Origin of the sequence: Natrinema sp. SYSU A 869, assembly GCF_019879105.1 — an archaeon.
Taxonomy (GTDB): domain Archaea; phylum Halobacteriota; class Halobacteria; order Halobacteriales; family Natrialbaceae; genus Natrinema.
In genome coordinates this window covers 787,551-802,963 of the sequence record NZ_CP082248.1, presented here as the reverse complement: position 1 = coordinate 802,963, position 15,413 = coordinate 787,551, and the positions used below count along the sequence as shown (strand labels likewise).

Genomic DNA, 15,413 nt, shown 5'->3' with positions numbered 1-15,413 from the left:
CACCCATTACGTCGGTGAATAAGACGATATGTGGGTCTGCGAACTGAGCGCTATGATACTACTATAGAATATCACACCACATTCGCACATTATATTCCATACACCACTATGCAGACTCAGTACTTCACAAAGCCGTTAGTTGAGAAGTCCGCTTGCTGAGTTGTGTCCAACAATCAGCAACAAGCGGACAGTGAAATCCACGAAGACCAGCTCCTTAACTTTCTCGTCAACGTTCTCACCGGCGCATTCACGCTAGACCTTGGTGAGAACGCAGAAATCGACCCAGAGGACATCTTCGAGGTCCTCGTCGGCGCGACCGCCGACGGGACCTCGATATCCACCCTCTGCGAGAAGAGTGAAGACGCTCCCTCTGGCAACGGCGTTCTTCATCATCTCCGGACCAAGTTTGACCCCGAAACCGTCGAATCTACCGGGAACACGCTCCTCCAACAGGATGTTCTCGAAACCCTCCCTGAGCAGGTGGAGGTCGTCACAGACCTCCACCTGCGCCCCTACTACGGTGACGAAGACGAGACAGATGGCCTCTACTACAACGAGGCCAAAGCAGGAACGACTGCGTTCCACGCCTACGCCACGCTCTACGCACGCGTGAACAACAAGCGGTACACCTTGGCGGTGCGCCGTCTCACCGACGGCGACACCGCCAGCGACGTCCTTGCTGCGTTCCTTGGACTCCTCGACAACTTCGAGTTCGGCGTCAAAGCGGTCTATCTTGACAGCGGCTTCTACGACGGCAAGTGCCTTACGTTGCTTCAGGCGCACAATTTCGCGTACATCGTCCCGGTTATCAAGTGGGGAAACAAGATTAAGACCGAACTCAGTCAGGGCTGGAGTCGTGAGATCTCTCACGATCTCACGACGTCCTACGGCGAGCACGAGTGGACCGTCGAATTCCCGGTGATGATCGATTGTACCTACAAGAACAGGCGGTACGATGAGCACGGGGTGGCGCGTCACGGCTACGCCGTCGACGCGCCGTTCATCGATGAACCTCGACAGACTCGATCCCACTACAGCAAACGCTTCGGGATCGAAGCAAGCTACCGTCTCTCCGAGTCAACGATCATCTCGACGACGACGCAAGATCCCACGAGACGGCTGTTGTTCGTTGTGTTGAGTCTCTTGCTCCAGAACGTTTGGCGGTTCCTGCACTGGGAGTATGTGGCGACGCCCCGCCGTGGCGGGCGTCGCCTCTGGTGGTGGCCCTTCGAGGAGTTCTCGACATGGTAACTCGGGCAGCGTGGACGGCCCTCGCGGTGCGTCGGGCCGTCCCCGCGAATCGGCCACCGGATGACCGGTTCCACCGGTAACTGGTGACCGAGCCCGTCCTGCCGATCAGTGGCAACGCTGTCGCGTCGGCGGCTGAACGCCGCCGACTGCGACGACTTCCCATCTCTCGTCGTGGAGTAGATCTTCAGAGCACAATTCCGAGCTCTGGTTCGCTGGTAACTCACGTTCCAGCGTCAATTTGCTGAGGATGCTTTGTGAGGTACTGAATCTACCTCCCTAGCGTCGACGGTTTTGATGACGCTGTGGCTCATATGAGAGCCAACTGGAGGGTATATGTAGAAGAGTACCGTAGGTACACGAAGTCATAGTGGGCGACCGTCTTCAACGTAGATCAATACTGGTAGCTAAGATTTGGCTAGAGGCGAATGAGTCTATACACTAGTCCATTGTGTTACTCCTTTTGTTTAACGTCCTACTTCAGGCCAAATCACGACGTTCATTCGCAAACGTAGCTCAAGCCGGAACTGGTCGTGCTTGCCGATCGCCTTGAGGTACTCGACCGCTAGCACGAGATCGCCCACGCTATCGAGGTCGTCGACGTCACGATCGTCGCTGCTCTCAGGTTCTGACCACGAGTGATCGGGCGGTACGGCGGTCTTGGTAGCAGTCAATCCCGCTCAAGAGCATGACGATACCGTAGCCGCGTTCGGGTTGTTTTCGAGTCGCTGTGTTATTTCAACGAATTGGTCTAAAAATGACCAGTCTGAGTAGCAAACTTAGATCTATTATCTTCTTCATTCGACTACCGATAAGGTCACGTACGCAGTAGCCTCAGGAGTCGTAAGGTAAGTTCTTGAATGACACCCAACTGAATAGTCAAATTCTGATGATAATGAGACCTGAACACTTTCTCCTCCAGATAGATCACTGTCAATATCGGTTTCGAATCCATATAGTTTGTCACTTCCGGTAGGGAGATTCCCCTTATCATTTGCTGGCAACGCGTAATTCAATGAATCGTAGGGAGTGAAATTAACATTATCGTCATTATTGGAAATACTAACCCCAATAGAGAACCCCTCGTACCCGATCGATGCACCGAACGTAACATTATAATCTTGTTCTAGAGATTCTTTATCAGTGTCATTAGGATGGTACTGACTGAAAGTGGTGTGACGTTGGTTGTCTTCTTCTACAACAAAGTCGTAATGTACCTCACGTGGGTTTGGTGTCCCTGTATATGTTATCCCAGAGTATTCACACTCATATTCATTACTGTGTTCAAAATGTGACACACCAATAAACCTGTTATCATAGTCTCGATGGACCTCATGAGGCTCGACATTATAGCCCTCTTCTTCATCAAATCCTAATATTGAAACAGTGTATTCGTTTTCAATCTCATTTAGTGAATTTGGATTCGGATCTTGATAAGTGAAATCAACCGGATCATACGTAGCTTCACCAACATCCCATACAGGCATATTATTCATCACCTCTGTTGCCGAATTTCATAGCCTCACTCAATTTTGACGCATCTTTATCAAGTTCTAGGTCAGAATTCCTAGGACTTAGAATAAATGCATCTTTTTTAGAACCCCACTTTGATTTAATCATTCCACTTAGACTAATATCCGTTGTTGATGTTATATCCATCTTTAATCGGTCATCCTTGTCTATATTAATATTACCTGCCTCATTTACTGTAATACCACCTTTTCTATCTAGATCATTCTCGTGCTCTTCTATTAGATACTCATTGTGTCTGACACCATTATTGGCCTTTGCCACGCCCTTGTTGGACTTTACCGAGCTCGGATTAGGTTCATCAAGTTTGATATTGACAGTGTCAGACGCAATCTCTGTACCAGAAATTTTGAGAGTGCCCTTCAAACCATCTTTTCCACGATCTCGAGTCATTTTTGCATTTCCTGTAACCTCTCTCGTCACCGGGTCATACACGATACCTTCATATTTGTGTGCTTGATTTTTATTGAAAGTAGCGTTCGCTGGACCTACTCCGATAGTTGCTGCCGATCCAACTGCAACTGACTGCAACAGCCTTCGGCGATTACCATTCCAAGGCATACAACCATTGATTATGATCCAAACTGCATATAATTAATGGATGAGGAAATTCATACGTTTATAAATTAATAGCTATATGGAATCATTGGCAAGGGAAGTGTAAAACAGACATATAAATTCCGAACGTTCCCAAGAAGAAATTTAAACAGTGATTCTAATTCTGAGTAACGATATGGAAGGGCATTTGATCTCTGTGTTATAAGGAGGCGCTTGCTGGCGTTCGCGGCTCAATCACAGCGATTCAAGGCGTTTCGGGGACCTCACTCGGCACCAAGAAGTACGAATTGCCGGCCACGACAGTGAGGACCTACGTAGTCTTGAGTGGGACTGACAATACAGATATCACAAACAGTGTATTGATTATATATTATAAAATATTATTTTCTATCCTAATAAGTAATACAGGGAGTTAGATTCTCTGATTAGCAGGTTGATTGATTAAATTCGATATACTTTGATTCACCCCTTTGTCGAATTTCTATAAAGAATACAGACCTAGTGTCTTTTTCTCCAATACAATTTATTCTAAACACACCCGTTTCTTCTCGGTTTGTTCCCACAATTTCAACATGAACATCAAACTCATCTCCATTAGTTGCTTCTGTAAATCCTTCTACTTTGATATTTGGTATTGATCTCTGACTACTAGATCTTCCATTAATATCATACGTTTCATCCATTATAGTTTCATTATCCTCAGAAACAACCACTTTTAACCCTATATCATAATTCGTGAAATTCAATAATTCAATATCGATTTCTTCTGCCTCATTGTTGAAAAGGGTCATACATCCGGAACTACAGAGGATATTCACAGAGCCAACTGTGAGAAGCACTTGACGACGTTTCATACTTATATTAATGTCTATGGTGTCATAATAGGTTTCCAATTCCGTGACTCCGTGAGAGTACTCTCATAGTCGTCACTCGCCATCGGGGTCGCTCCTCACATTAGTACTACAATGAATGTACGGCATTGGTTTGATTGAAGAACTGCTGATGCTATTGTCACACTTCCGTCCAAGATAGATCACTATCTGGGCCTGCTGAGGTGATTTTGGCGTGCGTGATGTCGTCAAGAGAGTAGTTATAGAGTTCGTCAAGTAAGTCCTCAGTCACATCAAGAGCCGTCTCAGGGGCCCATGTATAATGGGTAACGCTTATTGAATCATCTTCTGCAGCGGTACTCTCAATATTCGGATGATCGTCACAGTAGGCATCGAACGTAGCACGCTCATCATCAGTATGGTAGTCAAGGGAATGAACATTCGGGCCCACTACGTACGGGAGCTTATCGCCATCAACGTATAATTCAACAAGGGGGAAGGGTTCGGGGACAGCGCCCTCTGCTTCATCGGATAGCTTTTGGAGGTATTCGTAGGCGGAAAGTAGTCGTTCGCGGGGATCAATCTCTTCACTAGTGTCTGTTGGCATATCTGCTTCATCGGTGCGGTCGTCCCATTCAACGTGCTGAATGCCTTTGTTGGGACATTCTTGCTCAACAGCGTAGGTTACATCGCCAATCGTGGCATTAAACGCTTTGAGTTCGGTTTCAAGGTAATTAATAACGCTATCGACCGTCCAGTCTTTTGGCTGGTTTGGCGGCACACCAGTCTCATGCTGGTTAAGCTCAATATCTTCGTTCCGGAGGTCAAGACCGTCTTGCGTAACAGTAAACCGTTCTCTACTAGGCTCATCAATATCTACGGCAAATTGGAAGACATGTATGTCATTGAGATGGATATCGATGAATGCAGTTGTTTCAGTATGATTGAGATGGTGCTGAAAAAGAGCACGAAGTTTCGATTCAGGACTGGTTGCACTGGCTGATGTCATGCCTTACAGACCGTGTCGAGGAGTGGTAAATATTTTATTCATTAAAACGTCTACATCAGTACATTATCCATGTAGACATTTGGACATATAAGTGAATGAATTAAGAACCCATTCTAGCTATTAAATATATCTTCTATATCCACATGCAACTGCTGACATCTACTGGAGAGTTCTGCACCTCCTCGACTGGCGCGTTTCCGTCGAGAGCGTGATGCGGTCTTTGGTGGTTGTAGTAATGCACAATCTGTTCAATCCATTCTCGGATGCTCGCCCGACTGCCCACCCATGAATTATGGAAGCGGTCGATATGCATTTTGAGTGTATAAAACCACTTTTCGATGAGGTTTCGATCGGCATAGGTGACCCGACCGCTCAGTCCGACTCGGGAGAGGGCAGTCCGATAGCCAAATTGATCAACGAGAAACTCAGCCTCGGAGAGATCGTGTTTCTCGCGGAATTTCTGCAGAAACGCAGCCGCCGGATTAGTTACATGTCGACTAAACAATGCAACGCCGGGCACTGTCTAGATACGAAAAACCGCAAGGCTCGAAGACGGTGACGTTTCGATGTCGACTGTAAAACCACCATAGAGAACCTGATACAACGAGACTCTGTTCTACAAACGGCCGAAATTCGGCTACCTCAGCACATATCTCACGAGGTGAAACAATTACTGGGATCAGCACTGAAGCCATAACAGCCGCTAAAACGCCGCTCTATGCCAGAATTTCGTAACTAGACAGTGCTCGTGCATCCATCCTTCTTCGATGGCATTAAATTCGATAAACAGTGGGATGCTGCTTCTGTCTCGATAGTGATCTCAAGGAATATTATTTCATCACATATGTAGTGACGGTCTGCTGCATCTACAACGGTTCGGCCTTGTTTAGACGCAACTGAGATCGGCGCTAACGCTTCGTTCTCAAAGTATGGAACCATACTGTGAGGTGCTTACCACCGGATTCTGTTCAGTCAAAATGACTCCTGACCTGCTCATCCGGAAGCGTCTAAACAAGGCTCAACGGTTCTATATCAGTTATGGCTAGTTCATCTTCCCACGTTCTCGCTGCTGAGCTTCCGGACTGAACGTCCCTCGGTAGTGCTCGAGGAACGTCTCGAGGTCGTTCCACCCGCCCCAGTCACATACCAGGAGCGGTCCACATCCTCCGAAGCGAGCGCAGTTGCCCAGGTCCGGCGGAGATCGTGGAACCCGAGGTGGTCCCAGCCAGCGTCGCCGGTCTCTTTGTACAACTCGTCAGCTACCGATCGAACCCAGCGTCGAAGCGAGCGTGTGCTTGTGATCTCGACGAGCGGCGACCTCGCTCTCGCGTCGCGATAGTCGTCGATCGTGTCGATAGTCGTTGCAAGATCTCGTGGGACTGGCGTCTCGCGGAACTTGTCGCCTTTCCCGTGCCAGACTCAGAGCATCGTCCCGGCATCAGTGTCGACGACATCGTCAGGAGTTAAGTACGTGTGCGCACTAATCAGCCGAACTCTGTTACAGAAGGTCTCCAAATCCCGATCGATTCTGCGATCAATTAACAAATCGATCATATATTTGACGAGGATTCCACGGTGACCGCTTTGGCGAACGAGGCTCTGGACAATAACCGCAATAGTGAGGAGAGTTCCGCTGATGAGCGTAAAGAACTCTAGCCTACGAGCGACGACGAATTGCCGAATCGAGTATTAGCCGGGACTCGAGGCGTTTGCATAAGCAAAACCAAGTGATTCTTCTTACTCGGTTTCCTTCGCCGAGTATGGATATTGCGGATATTATAGAGCTTCTAGAGCCGGGGGCTGGTGTGACCGTAGGGGCGCTCGTAGCTGGTATTACAGGGATAGTTACTCAAGAATATATCACGACAGTCAAACACCACTATGCGAAACGAGCGTGGTATGATCGTCTGGGCCGACTTGCTAACCGACTCATCATTGAGGTACCAACCGATGACAAATTGAAACAGAGATGTGGGGAAGACATCTCCAAAATAGATGACCATTCTCGACGATATCTTGAGATATACCCACTATTGGAAGACCATATTGCCGATGCACCTGATGATTGCCCTACGGCAGTTTTTGACGCACTAGAGTTATTATTCGATCATCGGAAAGAGTACCATCCTGATGCAGAAATTATAAACAGTCCTGTGGCTGCTCGGAGAGATGCAAGTGGCGTTGTCTCAGCCGCCAAGAAACTTGACGAAGTTGCTAATGAGAATCCACGACCGACGCTAATAATTCAATTCCGAGATAAACTATCGAATCTCGCCCAAAGGCCTTGGAGACGATAGCACAGTGGCGGCGTTGATGTCCATCTACTCACCACCTTTTCCTGTACGCGCTCTAGAGTGTGTCTGACGTTTATTTTCGGCTGATTCGTTTCTAGCGGACCGCCGATATTCTGTATAGCGTTATTCAGTTCACGACACTCTCGTAACGCACTATTCTCCTGATATCTGCACTCACATAGTCTGAAACTACAATCGAAGCAACCACAATAGTCCACAGTACATTAGACTAATAATGTACGGTGGATTTACTAGGGTCCGCTCCCTCTGGTAAGACAAGTCGATGGAAACCAGCAATTCCGGCGCTTCAGGGGGAAAAGCCCTCGAAAACGCCCTCGCGGAATGCCTCGAGTCAAAGTCAGGCAACTACGCCGAGAACTTAGAGCGCGTCGTCGGCCAGTGGATCTCCTACTATGCCGATCGGGACGTACGCACGCTCGAGGACGTATCGAAACGAACGATGGGACAGTACGCCGCCCACCTCTCACGGCGCGTCGACGCCGGCCAGTCCGACGACGTCGACGGCGGGATCGCCGCGTCGACCGCATGGACATATTACAATCAAGTCTCGGCGTTCCTCTCGTGGGCCGTCAAGTGGGACTATCTCGCAGAGAATCCTGCGGAGAAAGCTGCCGCGAAAGACGAACTCCCCGATCGCTCCTCAAGTACCAGCGGTGAGCAACAGTTCTGGCAGCCCGAACAGCGCCGGGCGATCGTGACCTACGTCGACGAGCGAGCACGCGAGGCGATCGACGCTGACGGCATGGATGCATTCGAGGAAGTCCGTGATCGAGCGCTCGTGACGATGCTTGCCTACTCCGGCGTCCGTGGGGCCGAAGTGCTCGCGGACTCTCGTGACGATCGCCGCAATGGCCTTCGGTGGCACAGCGTTGACCTCGAGAACGGTGTGATAACCGTCCTCGGGAAGAGCCAGCAGAAAGAGGAGACGGCACTTCCCGAACAGGCGGTCGAACCACTTCGACGGCTCAAGACGCTACTCGACCCACCCGCCGACGGCTGGCCGGTCTTTCCGTCCCGGCACCCGCCGTCGCTGTACGCGGCGATCGACGACGCCGGACACGACAAACCCGACGGCAACCCGTGGGGATACGTCCTTGAGACAGGAATCGAACCGCCATCAATGAGCACGTCCGGTGCTCGCACGCTGTTGAAGAGACTATCGGACGAGGCTGACGTACCAAGCCTCGACCAGGATGACTACCTTACGCTACACGGAGCACGCCGCGGCGTCGGCGAAAAACTCTATCGTGAGCGAGGGGCCGCCGCTGCACAACGAACGTTGCGCCACGCCGACCCACAGATGACCTCAGAAATGTACTCGCACATCGAAGCGAGTGAGCTGGCCGAAGACAATACGGAAGTGTTCAACGGGGAGTGAGCCATTTCGATGTCTGATTCATCAAATCACCATATATAATTCGTTCTGGGAATATAAACACAGACGTTGACCAACCAATTGGTTGCCTCGTTCACATCACGACAGATGTGGTCAGTTAACCGTGCATCTTCCCTAACACAGTCCAGCCATCTCTTCGCCAACCCCGAACACGCTTTACAATTCTTGCAGTGTTGAACGCAAGATGGCGGCGCTATCGAAATTTTGACATCCACTTTTCCACCGGTACCTGTGGCAGACGACTACGTGCGTCGGACGGCAATCACTCGTCTCGAAGTCACGGACGAGCAACACGGCCTTCTCGAAGATACTATCTCCGAGTGGAAGTGTGGTTGCCAAATCGCCACCGACATGGCGTGGGGCAAGTGTAACACCAAAAGTGACATACAGCCCCTCGCCTACGACGACGTACGCGAACAGACTGACCTCGGTAGTCAGCACGCGATTCTCGCCACCCACCAGGCCGCCCAAGACATCACCGGCTGTATCGAACGCCGGTCCAAAGGCAAGAAGGAGAGCAAGCCGACCTTTACCGCACCCACGGTGAAGTACGACACCCGGACGATGACGTTGTTTGACGACGATACGGTGTCGCTCACCACAACGGAAAGTCGCGTCCGATGTGAACTTGCTCTGCCCGACGCCGACGATGGCTACCAACGGCAGTACCTCGATTTAGACATATGGAGCGTCACGGAAAGTACGCTCACCGCCCGTGACGGCGACTACTTCTTGCATATCGGCTTCCGCCGACCCAAGAACGATGCTGAGAGGAACACCGCTGAGGACGGAACGGTCCTCGGGGTTGACCTCGGCATCGAAAACCTCGCCGTCACAAGTACCGCCTACTTCTTCAGCGGGCGGGAGTTAACCCACGACCTCCGCGAGTTTGAGAAGATACGCGCCGGACTCCAACAGACCGGGACGCGAAGCGCTCACCGAACGCTTGACCAGTCGAGTGGCCGCGAACTTCGCTACGTCCGCGATGTTCTTCACCGGGTGTCGAACGCCATCGTTGCGGAAACACTCCGGTATGAGTGCGACGTCATCGCGTTCGAGGACTTGACACACATCCGCGACCGAACAGGTGCGTCGTGGGGGCACAAATGGGCGTTCAGAACGCTATATGAACAGGTGGAATACAAAGCCGAAGCAGTCGGCATCTCGGTGAAGCAAGTCGGATCGGCGTACACATCGAAGCGGTGCGCCGAGTGTGGGTTCACGGCAGACGAGAATCGCCCGACTCGTAACGGCTTCCGGTGTCAGAAATGTGAGTCGGAAGCGAACGCGGACTATAATGCAGCGAAGAACATCGGAATGCGGTATGTCCGTCGGGGCCAACAGTCGTCTCGGCGGACGGGCAATAGTCAGCTTGCCCTAAAGTCTGGAACGGTGACGCCGAGCGGCGGATTTACCGCCCACCCGGATGGGTTCGAGGCCGAGTTCATGGACAAGCCCCACCCTCAACAAGCGAACCCGTCAGGGTGAGCGAAGTAGGGTGGGATAGTTGACAGTGGATAAAACCGAACGAGCGTATTACGACGCTTGCAACATCACGCGGCAGGACTCGGCGCACTCCTCGACGACGTCGGCACAGACCTGACAGTGGTCGTGGTCGTGACGCCGACACTCCTCGGCACACTCCTCTGCGGCCCCAGCAGTTGCTTCGGTAAGTTCGTTAGCGTAGTTGGAGTTCCGAGCCATGAAGCGGGCGTGATCGCTGGCGAGATTGGCCACATCCCGAGTTGGCAGCGGCATTCGTCGTACTGGCTGCTATCTGGCACCTCGGATACGCCCGCTCTCAAGTTGAGCAACAAGGCATACTCACGGGAATCGTGTCGCCTCACGTTTCACGCGTAACGAAACAGCACCACTCATCCAGCCGCCGGCGACTGTTCAGCCTCGTTCTCACCGCTGAGCCGTCCTTCGACGTGTGCAAACAGCGAGTCGAGGCCAATCGCCAGTAGCGATCCAGGAATCGCACCTGCGAGCAGTTGAGAGGTATCGAACAGTGAGATGCCGGTAATGACCCAAACACCGAGGCCGCCGCCACCGATGAAGAACGCGAGATAAGCAGTACCCACGTTAAGGACGGCACTCGTCCGGATGCCGGCGAAGATAACGGGGACAGCCAGCGGGAGTTTGATCCTCCGCAGGATCTGATTCTCCGTCATTCCCATTCCACGTGCTGCCTCAACAGAACTCTCATCGACGTTTTCGAGGCCGGCGACGGTATTGGTCAAGATGGGCAGAAGTGCATAGGTAAACAGCCCGACCAGTGCAGGGAGGAAGCCCAGACCGAGCAGGGGGAAGACCAACGCAATGATCGCGAGTGTTGGTATCGTCTGCGAGACGTTTCCGAAACTCATGACGATAGCTCGCGCGCGCTCGTTTCGTGTCGCGAGGATACCCATCGGGACGGCGACGACGATCGCTAACGCGACCGACACGAGGACGAGCGTGAGATGCTCCGCTAAGAGTTTGAGGAACTCGTCAAAGTTCGTCACGAGGTAGGTGTACGCTGCTGCGAGTTCGGCAATCAATCCCATGATCGTCACACGCCTCCGTTCGATTGATGCGCGCGAATCGCTGATTCCGTGATGACGCCCACGACATCGTCGTCTTTGACGACCGGGAGCGATTGTGTGTCGACTTCGATCATCCGCGAGAGTGCGATGTCGACCGTATCAGTCGGGGCGATGTACTGGTACCCGGTTCCATCAGCGAGCGCCGCAGTCGACTCGCCTTCGGTGTCGGTGACAGATGGGGGCGCTGTCTGCTCGGCCGTAGGTTCCTGCTCCGACATGACATCTCGGACGGGGGTGATCTGAAGTTCTTTGAGTGTTCGGTCGGCACCGATGAACTCCTTCACGAAGGTGTTGGCCGGGTTATGAAGGATTTCCTGTGGCGAGCCGTACTGCACGAGCTCACCGACATCGAAGATCGCAATCTTATCACCCATTTTCAACGCCTCATTGATGTCATGTGTGACAAAGAGGATCGTTGTGTCAATTCGTTCTTGGATCTCGAGGAATTCGTTTTGCAGTTCCTCACGGGTGAGGGGGTCCAGCGCACCGAACGGTTCGTCCATCAAGAGGACATCGGGATCCGCAGCGAGTGCGCGAGCGACCCCGACTCGCTGTTGTTGGCCGCCGGAGAGAGCGGTGGGATACTGGTCGCGATAAGTCGCCGGTGGGAGGTCCATCAACTCGAGCAGTTCGTCGACGCGGTCGTCGATACGCGACTGGGCCCAGCCCTTGAGTTCGGGGACCGTTGCGATGTTTTCGCTGACCGTCATATGCTCGAAGAGACCGATCTCCTGAATTACGTAGCCAATCTCTCTGCGGAGGTCGACCTTGTCGAGGTCCTGCACGTCAGTGCCGTCGTAGTAGACCGTCCCCTCCGTTGAATCTTGCATTCGGTTGACGAGCGTCATCGACGTAGTCTTGCCACAGCCGGAGGGACCGACGAAGACCGTTGTCGTCCCCCGTTCGACCTCGAAGCTGATATCTTCGATAGCGACGGTCTGGTCCGAGTAGATCTTGGTGACGCTATCGAATTCGATCATCGTGTCCGATGTTTCTGTCGTGTCTCTCGGGTTCGTCTCAGTCATGTATTGACCTCTGGATGAGCCGTGTTCCAATCGTCAGTTCGACGTCTTCGCCGTTCCGGAGTCTGAACACCTGTTCGAGGACGCGAAAGGTGTAGTCGAAGGCCAGCGCAAGCAGCGACACCAGAATCGTCGAGACAACGATGGCCGCTGGATAGGCCTCGCTGATGCCGTTGAAGATGGGGTCACCGAGGTTATTCGCTCCGATGAACGCTCCGATGGCCGCGATGCCGACAAGGATGACGACGGCGTTGCGCACGCCCGCCATGATAACTGGAATCGCCTGGGGGAGTTGGAGTCGCCAGAGCCGCTGTGTCTTCGTCATCCCCATTCCACGCCCGGCCTCGATAGTCGCCTGGTCAACCTGCGTGAGACCCAAGTAGGTATTTCTGATGATGGGCAACTGGGCGTAGAGTACAAGTGCAATGATAACTGGAATTTCTCCAATCCCGACGAGCGGAATCAACAGCCCGAAGAGGGCGATACTCGGAACCGTCATCAGCATACTTGCACTCCAGAGGATGCCCTTTCCAAGGCGGTCGTTATAGGTGGCGAGCACGCCGAGCGGGACACCGAAGACGAGTGCGAGCCATACCGAGTCAATGACGACAATGATGTGATTGACAAGCAGCTCCCACAGGAGTGTCTTATTGTTGAGGAAGTACTCGATGTACCCATCCGCGAACAGCGGTAGCGAATCGACGAGAGCGGACATTACAGCACCCCCGTCTCGCGTAGATACTCCTTGGCTACCGTCTGTGGATTTACCCTGTCGAGCGCGACCCGCTTGTTGAGCTTTCGAATCTGGTCAGTGGTGAGGTTCTTGCTCGTCGCGTTCAGTGGTTCGCGAATCGATGGATTGGACTCGAGCGTCGACACGCGTACCATAGGCACCGCGTGATAGCTCGGGAAGAACTGCTTATCGTCCTCGAGCACCTGTAAGTCGAACTGCAGGATGCGCGGGTCGGTGTTGAATCCAACACCGATATCGGCTTCCCCCTCACCGACGACTTGGTATAAGAGTCCGGAGTCAATGTTCTTGATCTCCAGTTGCGTGTTGTCGGCAAACCCATAGTGCTCGATGAGCCCCGGCCAGCCATCTGCCCGATCTTGGAACTCTGCGTTCAACGCGACTGTAAGCTGCGTGTCCGTGTCGGTAAGATGCGACGCGAGTCCCGATAGCGACTTCACACCGGTCTGTTTCGCCCACTCGGGATTCGCCATGAGAACGTAGGTGTTGTCGAGCGGTGCCCGTTGCAAGAACGTGAGATCGTGTTCCGTTTCAAACTCCTGTTTTATCATCTCGTAGAGCTCCTTGGGGTCGGAAATGACCTCCTCGTGTTTCGGTGGAAGGGTTTGCCAAGCCGTCCCGGTATATTCCCAGTACAACTGGATCTCACTGGAGTCTACTGCCCGAAAGTTCGTCGTGGTGCCGCCAAGACCGACCTGATCGCCGATATTGAGATCAGTGTTCGCAGCGAGTGCCTCGTACGCGAGATAGCCGAGAACTTCTTGCTCAGTGAACCGCTTCGAACCAACCTTGATCGAATCATTCCGGAACTCTGACGCGAGGGTGAGACACCCGGCTGTCACCCCGCTAGTCGCTGTGACGGCGAGCCCACCTCCCATCCTGAGTAGGCCACGCCGTGTGTTTTGAATTGGCACGCTAGATCTTTCTGGGATAAAAACCCTAAGTATTGACCCATACTAATCAATCCTTTATAAGAAAAGTACATGATAGTACCGAAAATCGTGCCTGGACGTCACAAAATCTCCCCGGTAAACTGCCACTGACGCGTGACTTTGGCGACGAACCAGAGCCGAACTCGTACTCCGCGGGTCAGTCACACCGACAAGAGACGGGAAGCCGTCGGTCGGCGGCGAGCTGCCGCCGATTGCGATGGCGTTGCCACCGGTCAGGACGGCGAACGCGGACCGTGTGAGCGGTGGACCCGATCCTGTTGCTTGCGCGGTTCACCGCAAGCAGACGTCCTCACTCACTGCTTTGTGACGTCCTAAGTGTGTTCGCTCGACAGAAAGGATACCCCAACTTGCGCTCGTAAACGACAGGCGCTACCGCCGAGCCGAGTCGCCCTCATTGCGACGGGACTTCTGGACCGGGTTCTTGCGACGAGCAGTTTCGATCGCATCAGGGTCGATTTCGGCCGAGATCGTCGGCCTGTTGTCCGTGGCTTTCGTGATGATCTCACCGCGTGGCCCGGCGATCAGGCTCTCGCCTGCGTGATGCCGTCCGGATTGGGTGCCGGAGTGGTTCGAGCCAACGATATAGCAGGTCTGGTCGAGCGCACGGGCACAACAGAGAAGTCGCCAATCATGGTCAAATGACTGGCGCCACGCTGCACTGACGGCAAGGAGGTCACACCCAGCCTTGGCATACTCGAGCGCGAGCTCAGGGAAGTTCAGGTCGTAACAGAGCAGCATTCCGACCCGTCCAGCCGGCGTCTCGACGACCGTTGGTTCAGTTCCGGCCGTAACCGGCGCTGCTTCGTCTCCCCACAGCTGTTGTTTCCGGTAAATTGCCTTGACACCGTGGTCGGAGACGTACACGAGCGAGTTGTAAACGTCGTCGCCGGCAGCTTCGGGCAGTCCAATCAGTAGGTCGACACCGGTCTTCTGGGCAATCGTCTGTATGCGGTCCGTCACGGGCCCGGGTACCGCTGTTTGCGCCGGCAGGGCGCTGTCGAGGTCGTAGCCGGTGACACAGAGTTCTGGGAAGACGGCGAACACCGTCGCCGGCGGTAGTCGTTCGGTGAGCCGTTCGATACGGTCGAGATTGGCGTCGACGTCACCGATATGTGGTTCGAACTGGCAAGCAGCGATACGTGCGTTGCTCATGACTGACTGAATTGCCTCGGTTGATACCGCATGCAGATGACTCGAGTCGTGAGTGGCGTAA

The 15,413-nt window shown here is 52.9% G+C and carries 12 protein-coding genes and 3 pseudogenes; 4 read left to right on the top strand and 11 right to left on the bottom strand.

The window, feature by feature from the left end; genetic code table 11:
• The first annotated feature begins 162 nt into the window (after positions 1-162).
• A pseudogene (locus K6I40_RS07705) lies at positions 163-1,331 on the top strand (ISH3 family transposase).
• Positions 1,332-2,045: 714 nt separating this feature from the next.
• Here the strand turns inward: K6I40_RS07705 and K6I40_RS07700 are convergent.
• The 5 genes and pseudogenes from K6I40_RS07700 to K6I40_RS07680 form a co-directional block, all read right to left on the bottom strand.
• Positions 2,046-2,735, bottom strand: a complete 690-nt coding sequence (locus K6I40_RS07700) for a hypothetical protein (protein WP_222914161.1) — start codon at positions 2,733-2,735, stop codon at positions 2,046-2,048.
• Position 2,736: 1 nt separating this feature from the next.
• Positions 2,737-3,339: a hypothetical protein gene (locus K6I40_RS07695; protein WP_222914158.1), complete on the bottom strand. Its 603-nt coding sequence runs from the start codon at positions 3,337-3,339 to the stop codon at positions 2,737-2,739.
• Positions 3,340-3,761: 422 nt separating this feature from the next.
• Positions 3,762-4,127 carry a hypothetical protein gene (locus tag K6I40_RS07690; protein WP_222914156.1) on the bottom strand — a complete coding sequence of 122 codons (366 nt, stop codon included), beginning with the start codon at positions 4,125-4,127 and terminating at the stop codon, positions 3,762-3,764.
• Between the two features lie 220 nt (positions 4,128-4,347).
• Complete coding sequence (locus tag K6I40_RS07685; protein WP_222914154.1) at positions 4,348-5,175, bottom strand: hypothetical protein; 828 nt, start codon at positions 5,173-5,175, stop codon at positions 4,348-4,350.
• Positions 5,176-5,308: 133 nt separating this feature from the next.
• Positions 5,309-5,686 (bottom strand): annotated as a pseudogene (locus tag K6I40_RS07680) (DDE-type integrase/transposase/recombinase); the annotation flags it as partial.
• A 1,249-nt stretch (positions 5,687-6,935) separates the two neighbouring features.
• Here K6I40_RS07680 and K6I40_RS07675 point away from each other — a divergent pair.
• From K6I40_RS07675 to K6I40_RS07665, 3 genes are all read left to right on the top strand, one after another.
• On the top strand, positions 6,936-7,472 hold the full coding sequence (locus K6I40_RS07675) for a hypothetical protein (protein WP_222914152.1): 537 nt from the start codon (positions 6,936-6,938) through the stop codon (positions 7,470-7,472).
• Positions 7,473-7,752: 280 nt separating this feature from the next.
• A complete protein-coding gene (locus tag K6I40_RS07670; protein WP_222914151.1) occupies positions 7,753-8,868 on the top strand; it encodes a tyrosine-type recombinase/integrase in 1,116 nt (371 codons plus the stop codon).
• Positions 8,869-9,117: 249 nt separating this feature from the next.
• Positions 9,118-10,374, top strand: coding sequence for an RNA-guided endonuclease TnpB family protein (locus tag K6I40_RS07665; protein WP_222914149.1), 1,257 nt, complete (start codon positions 9,118-9,120; stop codon positions 10,372-10,374).
• A gap of 48 nt (positions 10,375-10,422) precedes the next feature.
• On the opposite strand, the pseudogene K6I40_RS07660 reads toward K6I40_RS07665, so the two are convergent.
• From K6I40_RS07660 to K6I40_RS07635, 6 genes and pseudogenes are all read right to left on the bottom strand, one after another.
• Positions 10,423-10,629, bottom strand: a pseudogene (locus tag K6I40_RS07660) (four-helix bundle copper-binding protein); the annotation flags it as partial.
• Between the two features lie 131 nt (positions 10,630-10,760).
• Positions 10,761-11,435, bottom strand: a complete 675-nt coding sequence (locus K6I40_RS07655) for an ABC transporter permease (RefSeq protein ID WP_222914994.1) — start codon at positions 11,433-11,435, stop codon at positions 10,761-10,763.
• Positions 11,436-11,440: 5 nt separating this feature from the next.
• On the bottom strand, positions 11,441-12,499 hold the full coding sequence (locus tag K6I40_RS07650; protein ID WP_255681561.1) for an ATP-binding cassette domain-containing protein: 1,059 nt from the start codon (positions 12,497-12,499) through the stop codon (positions 11,441-11,443).
• Entirely contained in the window at positions 12,492-13,211 is a 720-nt protein-coding gene (locus tag K6I40_RS07645) for an ABC transporter permease (protein WP_222914147.1), read from the bottom strand. The genes K6I40_RS07650 and K6I40_RS07645 overlap by 8 nt, the downstream gene beginning before the upstream one ends.
• Complete coding sequence (locus K6I40_RS07640) at positions 13,211-14,125, bottom strand: glycine betaine ABC transporter substrate-binding protein (protein ID WP_255681558.1); 915 nt, start codon at positions 14,123-14,125, stop codon at positions 13,211-13,213. The genes K6I40_RS07645 and K6I40_RS07640 overlap by 1 nt, the downstream gene beginning before the upstream one ends.
• Before the next feature lie 444 nt (positions 14,126-14,569).
• Entirely contained in the window at positions 14,570-15,352 is a 783-nt protein-coding gene (locus tag K6I40_RS07635; RefSeq protein WP_222914145.1) for a carbon-nitrogen hydrolase family protein, read from the bottom strand.
• Positions 15,353-15,413: the final 61 nt, after the last annotated feature.